Genomic DNA, 11,934 nt, shown 5'->3' on the forward strand with positions numbered 1-11,934 from the left:
CCCGGTGAACCGAGGGCCCCCGCCGGCCGTTCTGAAGGAAGCGCCACTGTCGCCTTTTCGACGGGTCCCTAGGCAATTTGCCGGAGGTGCGACGTGGCATCGGGGGTCCACTCTGAATACCCGGCCACATATTCACCGGAGTTGATCGAGATGCGTAGTCAGTTGCTCGCCGCCCGCGCCGCCGCTCTGTTCGCCAGCGACCTTCCGGCCGGGACGAAGCCCACCCCCAGCGCTGTGGAGGCCGCCATCGCCCGTACGGTCCGTGCCCGTGGTGGCACGCGCGGCTGTGTGGCCGAGCTGGCCGCGGCCTACGGCGACTATCCCGAGAACGCGGCCACCCGGATGCGCTGGGCGCGCGGCGTCGTCGTCACCGTCTACGAGCCGTCCGAGCAGGCTGGGCTAACGTTGGCCGCGTGATGACCGACCTGGCCCAGCGGATCGCCGACCGCCTGCACGAGACCCTCGACCAGCGGGTCGCCACCGACTTCCACATCCCGCACGTGGAGCGCGGCCTGGCCGCCGGCGGCCCGGACGAGCCGATCATCGCGATCACCGTCGAGGAGGTCGCCCGCATCGCGGCCCGGGTCGCCCGCGAGGCTCAGCCCTCCTGAAGGTTTTCGTAGACCTCGAGCACCCGGGTCGTCGGCGGGGTCGTCCGCTCCCGCAGGGCGAGCCGCTCCGGGTCGGCCATGAACGCCTCGTAACCGGCCCGGCCGGCGAACCGGATCACGTGCACCTCGGCCGCCCCGTCGGGCTGGAAGAAGCGCCGCTCCAGCACCCCGCCGTGCCGGCCGAGCAGCGCCAGCACCGCATCCTCGTACGCCCGGCCCTCCTCGGCATGCCCGGGCGCCATGTCGACGACGGCGATCAGCAACAGGTCTTCGTTCACGGGCGCCATTCTAGGTTGGGCCGCCGCGACCGCGGGTCTAGGTTTGGCCGCCGCGACCGCGGGGAACCGCTCGGCCGTCCGTCCATCGTGGACGGCGGAACGGGGGAATGGCGATGAGGCGTGCCTTGATGGCGGCCGGGGTGGGGCTTTCGGTGGCCCTGGTGCCGGGAGTGGCATCGGCCGCGACGAGCGGGACGTTCCTGCCCGCGCGGTATCTGAGCACGGGAACGACACAGGACAACGCGGTGGCGATCGCCGACGTGACCGGGGACGGGCGGCCGGACATCGTCGTCGGGGCCGGGCCGGAGAACAACACCCAGCTCAGCGCCGTCCTGGTCTACGCCCAGCGGGCCGACCGCAGCTACGGCGCCCCGGCCCGGGTGGGCGGGCACGGCACCTGGTCGGACGTCAAGCTGGCCACGGGCGATCTCGACGGCGACGGCCGTACGGACGTGGCCCTGGCCGGCGGGAACGGCGTGGACGTCTTCTACCAGCGCGGCGGCAAGCTCGCGGCGCCGGTCTTCCTGGCCGGCACCGCGCAGGACGTGGCCATCGCCGACCTGAACGCCGACGGGCGCCGGGACGTCCTGACCAGCGCCGGCTACGGGGAGATCCGGGTCTACCAGCAGTCGGCGGCCAAGACGTTCCCCGCCGCGACCAGCATCACCGGGCCCGTGCCGGCCTGGGCCCGGGCCGACCAGGTGTTCGCGGCCGACTTCAACGCCGACGGCCGGCTCGACGTCGCGCAGGCGTGGGGCGGCGGCGCCTGGGTGCGGCTGCGGCAGGCCAACGGCGCCTACGGGACGGCCACCGCGTACCAGCCGCCGCTCGACAGCGACAACTACGCCCGTACGGGGGTCGGGGCCGCGGTCGGCGACGTGACCGGCGACGGCAAGGCGGACCTGGTCGTCAGCATCTCCGACAACCAGCCGACGGCCGAGATCGACGTCTTCGCCCAGCAGGCCGGCGGCCTCGGCACGACCCCGACGGCCTACCCGGCGTACGACATCCCGGCCGGCCTGGCCATCGGCGACCTCACCGGCGACGGCCGCAACGACGTGGTCGTGGCCCACTCGAGCTGGCTCACGGTCAGCGCCTACCGGCAGCAGTCCACCGGCCGCCTCGCCCCCTACACCACCAACACCGTCGACAACCCGGGCTGGCAGACCGACGCCCTCGCCCTCGGCGACGTCACCGGCGACGGCAAGCCCGACATCGTCAGCGTCGCCTACACCAAGATCGCCATCCTGCAGCAGCGCTGACCCGTTTCGTGGCGGCACCGGCGGGGCGTACGCCGGTGCCGCACGCGTGTTAGCGTGCCGACAGGGGCCGAGAGGCGCTGCGACGGATAACCATCCGCCACGCTCGGCCCCTCGACAGTCTCAAGGGCGCCTCCCGTTGGGAGGCGCCATGACATCGCACCTGACCGGCTTCATCGCCGGCTTGCCCAAGGTGGAACTGCACGTCCACCACGTGGGTTCCGCCACCCCGCAGACCGTGGCGCGGCTGGCCGAGCGCCACGCCGGGACCACGGCGGTGCCGGCCGATCCGGCGTTGCTGGCCGAGTACTTCACGTTCACCGACTTCGCCCACTTCGTCGAGGTGTACCTGTCGGTCGTGGACCTGGTCCGCGACGCCGACGACCTGGCCACGCTCACCTACGACATCGGCGCCGGGCTCGCCGCCCAATCCGTGCGGTACGCCGAGCTGACCCTGACCCCGTACTCGTCGATCGCGCGCGGCATCCCGGCCGGAGCGTACTGCGAAGCGGTGGAGGACGCCCGGCGGCGGGCCGCCCGCGACCACGGCATCCAGCTGCGCTGGTGCTTCGACATCCCCGGCGAGCCCACGATGACCGGCGCCGACATCACCCTCGAGGTGGCCCTCAAGCACCGTCCGGAAGGGCTGGTCAGCTTCGGCCTGGGCGGCCCGGAGGCCGGAATCTCCCGGGCCCGCTACGCCGGTCACTTCGCCGCCGCCCGGGCCGCCGGGCTGCGCAGCGTGCCGCACGCGGGGGAGTCGACGGGGCCCGAAAGCGTCTGGGAGGCGGTACGCCACCTCGGCGCGGAACGGATCGGCCACGGCATCGCCGCCGCCCGCGACCCCGAGCTCATGGCCCATCTCCGCGAGCACGACATCGCGCTCGAGGTGTGCCCGACTTCCAACGTCTGCACCCGCTCGGTGCCCTCGCTCGCCGAACACCCCCTGCCACAACTGGTGGCCGCGGGGGTGCCGGTGACCGTCAACTCCGACGACCCGCCGATGTTCTCCACCACGCTGAATCGCGAGTACCAGGTGGCGGCGGATCTGCTCGACCTGGACGAGCAGGGCGTCGCGGATCTGGCGCGCCGGGGCGTGCGGTACTCCTTCCTCGACGATCCGGCCCGGGCCGCCCTGCTGGCCGAGATCGACGGCTACGTTCGGGCGTACAAGAGCGCGACGCCGTCGCAACGGGGGTAGGCCACGGCCTTTATCGTCATCCGGTGACGACCGAGCTGATCTCCCGATTCCCTGTCGACGATCGCGAGCTGAGCGCCCTGCACGCGCTCGCCTTCGGCAGCGACCCGGCCCCGGTGCAGCCGTGGGCCGAGCGCCTGGCCCGCCACGCCCTCACCTGGATCGGCGCCTTCGACGGCGGCACGCTGATCGGCTTCGTCCAGGTCTGCTGGGACGGCGGCCGCCACGCCTTCCTGCTGGACACCGCCGTCCACCCGGGCCACCAGCATCGGGGCCTGGGCGCCGCCCTGGTCGGGGCGGCCACCACTGAGGCCCGCGCCGCCGGCTGCGACTGGCTGCACGTCGACTACGAGCCCCACCTGGAGCGGTTCTACGTCGACAAGTGCGGCTTCCGCCCGACCTCGGCCGGCCTCGTCCGGCTGCGGCCGTAGGGCGTACGGCGGCCGCGCAGGACGCCCGGGCCGGGCCTACGTGGTCAGCACCTCCCGCAGGGCGTCCGGCAGGGCCGTGTCGCCCAGGTTGAGCGATGCCACCGGGGCCGTACGCGCGCCGGCGTTCTGGGTGAACTCCTCGGCCGGGGTGGGGGCGGGCACGTCGACCACCGTGATGGTCACGTCGGAGGCGCGGGCGCCGCGCAGGGACGACGTGGGGACGCGGACGGCGAACTCGTACGTGTCCAGGTCGTAGATGTGGTGTTCCGGTGGGCCGTAGCCGGGCTCGGAGAAGGAGCGGGACACCATCGCGTCCGGGGCCGAGCCGATCGCCACCAGCGAGCCGTTGACCATGACCTCGTGGGCGAGGCCGTTGGCGACCACGGCGGGCTCGACGAACGGGCCCTCGATCTCGTGCGCGTTCAGGATGGTCATCTCGCCGCCCTGCACGCGGACCTCCATGCGGACGTACGAATCCACGCGAGCCTCCGCTTCGGTAGAGACGCGCAGGAACGGGTTGGTCTGCGCGAGCATCGCACCGTTGCAGACCGGGCAGAACGCCGGGCTGTTGGTCCGCATGCGGCAGTTGATCACGGGTCGGTAGACGCCGGTGGCGAAGTTGCTGCGGCCGCCCTCGAACAGGCCGACGCCCTGGTTGTCGTTCCAGCCGGCCGGTTTGGGCCCGGCCGTCCAGTCGTCGCCGCCGGTCGGCAGCGGGGTGGAGGCGGCCACGAAGCCGCGCCATTTGAGGGTGGCCCGGTTGGTGTTGATGGTGGCGTTGGGCTCGCCCGGTTCGCCGCCGGTGTAGCGGTCGTTGCGGCCGTGGTACTCGTCGGCGAGGCCGCCCAGCGCGTGGCCGAACTCGTGCGCGACCGTGGGCCAGCTGATGCCCAGCGGCATGGTCGCGCGCCCGCCCCCGCCGCAGCCACCCTGCCCGGGGTTGTTGAGCAGCAGCACGGTGACCCGGCGCTCGGGCGCGATCGCCCCCATCAGATCGGACAGCCGACGGGCGGTCTGCGGGCCGTCCTCCAGCCAGCAGTGGGCCCAGTCGCCGCTGTAGATGGCGCCGAAGAACGTGTCCCGGTTGACCTGTTCCTTGACGCTGCCGTCGGGCAGGTACGTCTTGGTGCTGACGCCCGAGGCGGTGGACATCACGTTGATCCGGATCAGGTTGAAGGCGCGCTTGTTGGCCGAGAAGTAGTCGTTGCCGAACATCCCGTTGGTGAACAGGCGGTCGACGGCGTCGTTGAACGCGTACTGGTCGTTGATGGAGAAGCCGTCGCCGACCACGGCGATGGTCACCTTGGCCCCGTCGCGCCCGTTGTCGATGAGCCGGGTGACCGTGGTGTTGTTCGGCCCCCAGTAGGTCGTCCAGACGCGGCTGTCGAACCCGACGATGAACAGGTCGAGATTCTCCGCCGCCCGCGAGACCGCGGCCACCCGCTGTTTGACGTGGTCGAACACGGCCCGGCCGGGCAGCGGGAACCAGTCCCGCGACCAGCCGGCCGGGTTCCAGAACGCCGACCAGATGCGGTTGTCGAAGCCCACGATGAACAGGTCGAGGTTGTTGTCGGCCCGGGAGACCGCCGCCACCTGCTGGGTGGTGTGGTCGAAGACGGCTCCGCCGGGGATCGGGAACCAGTCGCGCGACCAGCCGCCGGTGTTCCAGAACGTGGACCAGACCCGGTTGTCGAAGCCGACGATGAAGAGATCCAGGTTGTTCGGCGCGCGCGAGACCGCGGCCACCTGCTGCAGGTTGTGGTCGAAGACGGCCCCGCCGGGCAGCGGGAACCAGTCCCGCGACCAGCCGCCGGTGTTCCAGAACGTGGACCAGACCCGGTTGTCGAAGCCGACGATGAACAGGTCCAGATTGTTCTGCGCCCGCGACACGGCCGCCACCTGCTGCTTCGTGTGGTCGAAAACCGCGCCGCCGGGCAGCGGGAACCAGTCGCGCGACCAGCCGCCGGTGTTCCAGAAGGTCGACCAGACGCGGTTGTCGAAGCCGACGATGAACAGGTCCAGGTTGTTCGGCGCCCGCGACACCGCGGCCACCTGCTGCAGGTTGTGATCGAAGACCGCCCCGCCGGGCAGCGGGAACCAGTCCCGCGACCAGCCGCCCTGGGCGTTCCAGAACGTCGACCACACCCGGTTGTCGAAACCCACGATGAACAGGTCGAGGTTGCCCGGGGCGCGGGAGACCGCGGCCACCTGCTGCTTCGTGTGGTCGAAGACCGCGGCGCCGGGCAGCGGGAACCACTCCGGCGCCCAGCCGCTGCGGTCGTTCCAGAACGTCGACCACACGCGGTTGTCGAGCCCCACGATGAACAGATCGAGGTTGCCCGGCGCCCGCGACACCGCGGTCACATGCTGTCTCGCCGGGTCGAAGATCGCCCGACCCGGGGTGGGAAAGAAGTCGTAACTCCAGCCGGCCATGGTTCCTCCCTGCCGTTAGCGCGTCACATGCCGGTCAGCATCCGGCTTCGGAGAAGGGGCGGCGGCGTCGTGGCAGATACGAGACAGCGAAATCACCCGATGAGACCGAGCAACCCGGCCCGATCGGGGCCTGGCAATGGGTATCGCGGCGCGGAGACGCCGAGGGCCAGCACCCGGTCGCGCACGCCGGGCCGGGCGAACACCTCGTCCGGGGTCTGCAGGAAGCAGGAGACGGACAGGTACGCCCGCGCCAGGTCCGGGTCGCGCAACGCCGCCGCGTACAAGGCCTTGGCCCCGATCCAGCGCGGATCGTCCGGCCGGTACGGCTCGCCCGAGATGTCACCGTCGATCTCGGCCAGGCGGTGCTTGTCGAATCCGTTGGTGGCCCGGTAGAGCGGCAGCACCGTGCGCGCCGTGGCCTCCTGGAACCGGCGGGCCAGCTTGTCGTGGTCGGCCGGGTCGGTGTCGCGCAGCACGTCACGCAGCACCCGGGCGTGGATCAGGGTGAAGGCGGCGCCGCGCCCCAGCGACGGGTTGGTGCAGGCCCAGGCGTCGCCCAGCGCCACCATGCCGGTCACGGCATCGGCCGGATAGTGCCGCAGCCGGTCCTCGATCCCGGCCATCACGTCGATCCCCGTGATCGGTTCGGCGTCGATCCAGGGCGCCGCCATCGGATAGTGGGCCAGCACGGCGGTCCACACGTCCGGATCACGCAGGCGGCGCAGCGCGTGGTCGCGGGCGCTGGTGATCAGCACGACGCTCCAGGTGCCGTCGTCGGCGGGCAGGGTGAGGACCGACATCGACGCGTACTGCTGCTGGATCATCGTCTGCAGCTCGGGCCGCGACCCCCGGAAGTGCCGCGAGTAGTACACGAAACCGGCGTCGTCCCGCTCCTCCTCGATCCGCCGGCCGCCCGCCGCGGCGAGCCACGCCGGCATCGCCGAGCGCCGTCCCGAGCAGTCGATCACCAGGTCGGCCTCGGCCGGGCCCCGGTCGGTGGTCACCCTGGTCACCCGGGTCGCGCTTTCCAGGCGTACGCCCGAAGCCCGCACCCCGCGGCGCACGGTGACCCCGCACCTCTCCGCGGCCCGGGCCAGGGCCGCCTCCACAACCGGCCGGCGGGCGGTGACCGTCTCGAACCGCTCGTCACCCTCACGCGCGCCGGCGCTCAGCGGCGGAGGCAGCGCGCTGAAGCGGGCGCCGCCGGCCGCCAGCACCTCCGCCGCGGCGTCCGGCAGCTCGGCCGACAAGTCGTCCCACCAGCGGGGCAGCAGGAAGTGCGGGAGCCGGAACTGGTTGACGCCGGGCCGCTGCCAGCTCGCCCACGGCGTCGCGTCCGGCGGGGCCGGATCCCGTTCCAGGACGGTCACGTCGTGCCCGTCGTCGCGCAGCATCATCGCGGTGCTCAGGCCGCCCAGGCCCGCACCCAGAATCGTCATTTTCGCCATGCCCGCAGCGTGCGGTCAGCCACTGCTCACTTTCCAGGCCGATCGCTGCCCAGTCTCGGCCCGCCACAGCCGCTCGGTCAGCACGCCGAGCGCCTTGGCCAGGTGACGGCGATAGGTGCTGAAGGGCAACCCCAGCGCCTCGGCGGCGGCTTCCTGCGAAGCCGCGGGCTTGACGTACGTACGGTAGAGAACCGCGCGCAGCCGGTCCCCCCGCGGCTCCTCCCGAAGGTCGTCCACCGCCGCCACCAGCGCGGCCCGGACCTCAGCCGCGTCGCCGCCGAGCGCCGTGCCGATCAGCGCGCTGCCCTCGGCCCGGTGCAGCGCCACCCGCACGGCCGCGGCGAACTGCTCCCGGCCGAGCGGCGCGGGCCGGGTCATGTCGTCCGGCGGCGGGCCGGCCCCGCCGTACTGCTCCCGCTCGTTCATCAGATCGAGCCAGGCCTCGAGCGGGAAACGCCGCCAGTCGTTGCCGTAGACCACGTGCGCCCGCCCGTCGCACGGAACGGACAACACCTCGCGGAAGCCGAGATAGTCGAAGAACGGCCCCCAGAACGCCGGCTCCACAGTGACCACGAACGACCACGCCAGCGGCCGCCCGCACCACTCGACGATCGACGACACCGAGCCGGCGAAGACCGCGTTCCGGTCGCTCTGCGAACCGTCCGCCCCCAGCAGGAACCGCGCGACGTCGACCTGCTCGCCCGGCCGCAGCGGCGCCACCCGGCCGACGTGGCCCAGGATCGCCCGCACCACCGGATCGTCCCCCTCCAGGGCCAGCCCCGAGGGGCCGAGCAGGTGGTACGCGAAGCCGTCGCCGCCCACCACCTTGCCCGCCCCCTCGGGCCGGGCCGCGAACCACTCGCGGGCCAGCGCCTCCGACTCCGGCCCGGCCTGCCGCCCGATCTGCCCGGCGATCACCGACAGCTCCTCCGGGCGAGCCGGCACGAGAGCGAGGGCGCCGTGGGCCCGTACAGCCCGGAACTGCGCACTGAACGGTCCTCGCCGATGCAGATAGGCCAGCTGCTGGGCCAGCAGTTGCCGGTGAACGCCGGTCGCCGCCCGCAGACCGGCGACGGCATAGTCGTGGATGACCCGGTGCAGCTGCCGGTAGCGGTCGGGGGAGCGCCGCTCGAACTCGGCGTCGAGCACCTCCCGGGTCAGGTCGTGCAGGATCAGTCCCTGCGGGCGGGCGCTGACGAACGGCCGGTCCCGCAGCCACTGCCATACCTGCGGCGCGACGTCGCCGACCGTACGCCGCAAGAGATCCTCGGTCGTCACCTGCGCCTTGGCGCACGTCGCCAGCGCCAGCAGATGCGCCTCGGACGGCGCGTCCCGCATCACCGACGCGGTCAGGGCCGAGATCAGGTCGGGCGCCTCGGCCAGGCTGCCCGGCACGTCCCGGTGGGCCAGCACCACATCGGCGAGCAACGCCAGCGCCAGCGGGTGTCCCCGCGCCAGCCCGATGATCTTGTCTCGGTCCGATTCCTCGATGCCGGCCCTTGCCAGCAGCGCGGCGCTCGCCGTCAGATCAAGAGCAGACAGCGGATGTACGCCGACGACGGCGCGCCACCCCGGGTCACAGCGCCACGCCGCCGCGGGTGGGTCGCGCCCGGCCAGCACCACGACCCCGTCCGCGGGCAGGGCCGGCACGAGATCGCGCCGCAGCCAGCCGTCCAGCTCGGCCAGGTGCTCATACCCGTCGACGAGCAGCACCTGCGGCTCGGCCCCGCCGACGGCACCCACGAAGTCCTCGGCCGTCGGCCGCACCTCCGGCCCGTCGACGAACACCACCCGCCGCCCGGCCCGCCGCGCCCGCTCCCGCAAGTGCAACAGCAGCGTCGTCTTCCCGATCCCGCCCGGCCCGTGCACGAACAGCACCCGCCGCGACGTCCGGCCCGCGAGCGCCTCGTCGAACGCCGCCACCTCCGCGGCCCGCCCCACAAAGCCTCGCCACCGCACGTCCTCGACCACATCGCCGAGCCGCGCCATCAGGCCAGTCTGTGCGCTACCGGCCATCAGCGCCGTCACCCACCTGACACCGGGCCCTATGCTTCCGCCATGGCGATTGCCGTCCGGCCGCTGCTCTCCACCCTGCTCATCCTGGTCACGGTGGTCGCCGCCACCGGCGTCCCGGCCCGGGCGGCGACCTCGGCGATGGAAGAACTGGCCGGTCCGCCCGCCGCCACGGACCTGCACGTGATGACGTTCAACCTCCGCTTCGCCGACACCGCGTCGCCGAACTCGTGGCGTGACCGGCGGCCGGTGATGCGCACCCTGCTGACGGTCGAACAGCCCGACCTCATCGGCACCCAGGAGGGACTGGCCGCCCAGCTGCGCGACATCAAGCACGATCTGGGCGGCGACTACGACTACATCGGAACGCCCCGCCAGGCCGGCCCCGGCGGCGAGTCCATGGCCATCTTCTACCGGCTGGACCGGCTGACCCCGCAGACGTACGGCCATTTCTGGCTCTCCGACACCCCGGAGATCCCCGGCTCGGAAACCTGGGGCGGCTTCGCGGTCCGCATGGTCACCTGGGCCCGGTTCCTCGACCGCGCCACCGGCAAACGCTTCTACGCCGTGAACACCCACCTGGACAACCTGAGTGAACACGCCCGCCGCCGCGCCGCAACCCTCATCCGCGCCCGGCTGGCCGCCCTCGACCCACCGCTGCCGATCATCCTGACCGGCGACTTCAACACCCCCGCCCAGCCGGCCGGCCCCGTCCACGACCTCCTGGTCACCCAGGCCGGCTACCGCGACACCTGGATCACTGCCTCAGTGCACAGCGCGCCCTACGGCACGTTCCACGCCTACCGCCCCCTCGTCCCGAACGGCCCCCGCATCGACTGGATCCTCACCACCCCGGGCGTCACCGTCTCGGCCGCCCTGATCAACCTCTACCGCACCGGCCCCCAGTACCCCAGCGACCACCTCCCCGTCCAGGTCCGCCTGCGCCTGCCTTGAGCCCTCGCGCGGGAGGAACGCCACGGTGCTGATCACCAGCGTTCGCCCCGGCGGTCTACAAACGCCGCAACCACGTTGAGCGCGGCTTCAACCCTCGCTGGCTCCGCTCCGCCGTACTCGGCAGCCCCCTTTCCGGTCCGTCAGATCGTGTCGACTGCGGTTGAGAAGCCGGTCATGAAGGAGAGCATCGATGTCGACACCCGAGTTCGTCCCCGCTCCCGCCGTCGGCCCGGCGAAGAAGATGAGCCGGGGCAAGAAAGCTGGCCTGATCGGTGGTGGCGTTCTCGCCGGGCTGGTCATCATCGGCGTCGCGGCCGGCGGAGGCGACGACACCCCCGCCCCGGCGCCCGTTGCGGTGGCCTCGCCGACGAGCAACGCCACTCGGGAAGCGCTCGCCAAGATCCAGGTGTGCATCGACATGACCGCCGGCACGCGCGCCTACGACCCGGCGCTCTGGGACACCGCCGTGTGCGGCGAGTACAAGGGCAGCCTCGGCGACGCGGGTCAGCCGACGACCGAGGCCACCACCGAGGCCACCACCGGGGCCACCACCGAGCCCGTCGCGGAGGCGGCCACCGAGCCTGTTGCGGAGCCGACCCCCGAGCCGGCCAGCGACCTGACCGCCGCCCAGGAGAACGCTGTGGAGAAGGCGGCCGACTACCTGGAGACCGGCTCGTTCTCGCGGTCGGGGCTGATCTCGCAGCTCAAGTTCGAGGGCTTCACCACTGCCCAGGCCACCTACGGGGCCAAGAAGGCCGGGCTGTAGGTCAGACGTCCTGGGTCCAGACGCCCTGGGGGTGGTCGCTGGGGGCGAGCCAGAGGTGGGGCTGGGCCAGGTCGCCGGTGTCCCAGGGGAAGGCGCCGTTGCGGTCGGGCCAGACCACCTCGAGGATCGGGAGGGGTGGCTGGCGGTAGAACCAGAGGGCCTGGCCGAAGAAGGCCTTGTACCAGGACTCGTCGACGGCTCGCAGGTGTAGGGGATAGCCGTTGACGACGTCGTCGTGGGATTGGCCGTCGGCCAGGTTGTCGCGTTTGCCGAGGGTGTTCAGGCAGGACTGCATGGTGCGCAGGTCCAGGCCGAACATGGCCAGCTCGGGGCCGCCGCTGCTGTGCCAGCGGCCGATCGTGTAGGACCAGCCGGGGCCGTGCTCGTCGGCGGGGACGCCGGTGACGCTCCAGCCGAACGTGCCGACGTTGTCGATGACGCCGCGGTCGGTCTCGTCGTAGTCGTCGCGATCGCCGTGGTCGTGGCAGATGACGCAGCGGCAGATCCGTGAGGCTTCGTACACGGTGACGAGGATATTCGACC

At 72.2% G+C, this 11,934-nt stretch carries 12 protein-coding genes and 1 riboswitch; of the genes, 7 read left to right on the top strand and 5 right to left on the bottom strand.

Translation table 11 applies throughout. The annotated features are described in order from the left end of the window. The first annotated feature begins 150 nt into the window (after nt 1-150). Both AB0J66_RS01680 and AB0J66_RS01685 read left to right on the top strand, forming a co-directional pair. The gene (locus tag AB0J66_RS01680) at nt 151-417 is read left to right on the top strand and encodes a hypothetical protein (protein ID WP_364654774.1); all 267 of its coding nucleotides are present in this window, start codon (nt 151-153) and stop codon (nt 415-417) included. Then, nucleotides 414-611 carry a hypothetical protein gene (locus AB0J66_RS01685; RefSeq protein ID WP_364654776.1) on the top strand — a complete coding sequence of 66 codons (198 nt, stop codon included), beginning with the start codon at nt 414-416 and terminating at the stop codon, nt 609-611. The genes AB0J66_RS01680 and AB0J66_RS01685 overlap by 4 nt, the downstream gene beginning before the upstream one ends. Here the strand turns inward: AB0J66_RS01685 and AB0J66_RS01690 are convergent. Next, nucleotides 599-898 carry a hypothetical protein gene (locus tag AB0J66_RS01690; RefSeq protein WP_364654778.1) on the bottom strand — a complete coding sequence of 100 codons (300 nt, stop codon included), beginning with the start codon at nt 896-898 and terminating at the stop codon, nt 599-601. The genes AB0J66_RS01685 and AB0J66_RS01690 overlap by 13 nt on opposite strands. Before the next feature lie 104 nt (nt 899-1,002). On the opposite strand from AB0J66_RS01690, the gene AB0J66_RS01695 reads away from it, so the two are divergent. The 3 genes from AB0J66_RS01695 (at nt 1,003) to AB0J66_RS01705 (ending at nt 3,777) form a co-directional block, all read left to right on the top strand. Continuing rightward, nucleotides 1,003-2,151 (top strand): VCBS repeat-containing protein, encoded by a 1,149-nt coding sequence (locus AB0J66_RS01695; RefSeq protein ID WP_364654779.1) that lies wholly within the window; start codon nt 1,003-1,005, stop codon nt 2,149-2,151. 63 nt (nt 2,152-2,214) lie between these two features. Then, a riboswitch (S-adenosyl-L-homocysteine riboswitch) is annotated at nt 2,215-2,290 on the top strand. A gap of 9 nt (nt 2,291-2,299) precedes the next feature. Continuing rightward, entirely contained in the window at nt 2,300-3,349 is a 1,050-nt protein-coding gene (locus AB0J66_RS01700; protein WP_364654781.1) for an adenosine deaminase, read from the top strand. Between the two features lie 23 nt (nt 3,350-3,372). Further along, nucleotides 3,373-3,777 (top strand): GNAT family N-acetyltransferase, encoded by a 405-nt coding sequence (locus tag AB0J66_RS01705; RefSeq protein WP_364654783.1) that lies wholly within the window; start codon nt 3,373-3,375, stop codon nt 3,775-3,777. Between the two features lie 36 nt (nt 3,778-3,813). On the opposite strand, the gene AB0J66_RS01710 is transcribed toward AB0J66_RS01705, so the two are convergent. The 3 genes from AB0J66_RS01710 to AB0J66_RS01720 form a co-directional block, all read right to left on the bottom strand. Further along, nucleotides 3,814-6,210, bottom strand: a complete 2,397-nt coding sequence (locus AB0J66_RS01710) for a M64 family metallopeptidase (protein ID WP_364654785.1) — start codon at nt 6,208-6,210, stop codon at nt 3,814-3,816. Nucleotides 6,211-6,302: 92 nt separating this feature from the next. Beyond that, entirely contained in the window at nt 6,303-7,658 is a 1,356-nt protein-coding gene (locus tag AB0J66_RS01715; protein ID WP_364654787.1) for a tryptophan 7-halogenase, read from the bottom strand. A gap of 15 nt (nt 7,659-7,673) precedes the next feature. Then, complete coding sequence (locus tag AB0J66_RS01720) at nt 7,674-9,647, bottom strand: ATP-binding protein (RefSeq protein WP_364654788.1); 1,974 nt, start codon at nt 9,645-9,647, stop codon at nt 7,674-7,676. Nucleotides 9,648-9,716: 69 nt separating this feature from the next. Between AB0J66_RS01720 and AB0J66_RS01725 the strand changes: the two genes are divergently transcribed. Next, nucleotides 9,717-10,625, top strand: coding sequence for an endonuclease/exonuclease/phosphatase family protein (locus AB0J66_RS01725; RefSeq protein WP_364654790.1), 909 nt, complete (start codon nt 9,717-9,719; stop codon nt 10,623-10,625). A gap of 190 nt (nt 10,626-10,815) precedes the next feature. After that, complete coding sequence (locus AB0J66_RS01730; protein WP_364654791.1) at nt 10,816-11,391, top strand: Ltp family lipoprotein; 576 nt, start codon at nt 10,816-10,818, stop codon at nt 11,389-11,391. 1 nt (nt 11,392) lies between these two features. On the opposite strand, the gene AB0J66_RS01735 is transcribed toward AB0J66_RS01730, so the two are convergent. Continuing rightward, nucleotides 11,393-11,914, bottom strand: a complete 522-nt coding sequence (locus tag AB0J66_RS01735) for a DUF4262 domain-containing protein (protein WP_364654792.1) — start codon at nt 11,912-11,914, stop codon at nt 11,393-11,395. Between the last annotated feature and the right edge of the window lie 20 nt (nt 11,915-11,934).

The sequence above is a fragment of the Actinoplanes sp. NPDC049598 genome, assembly GCF_040675435.1.
In the GTDB taxonomy this organism is placed as follows: Bacteria; Actinomycetota; Actinomycetes; order Mycobacteriales; family Micromonosporaceae; genus Actinoplanes.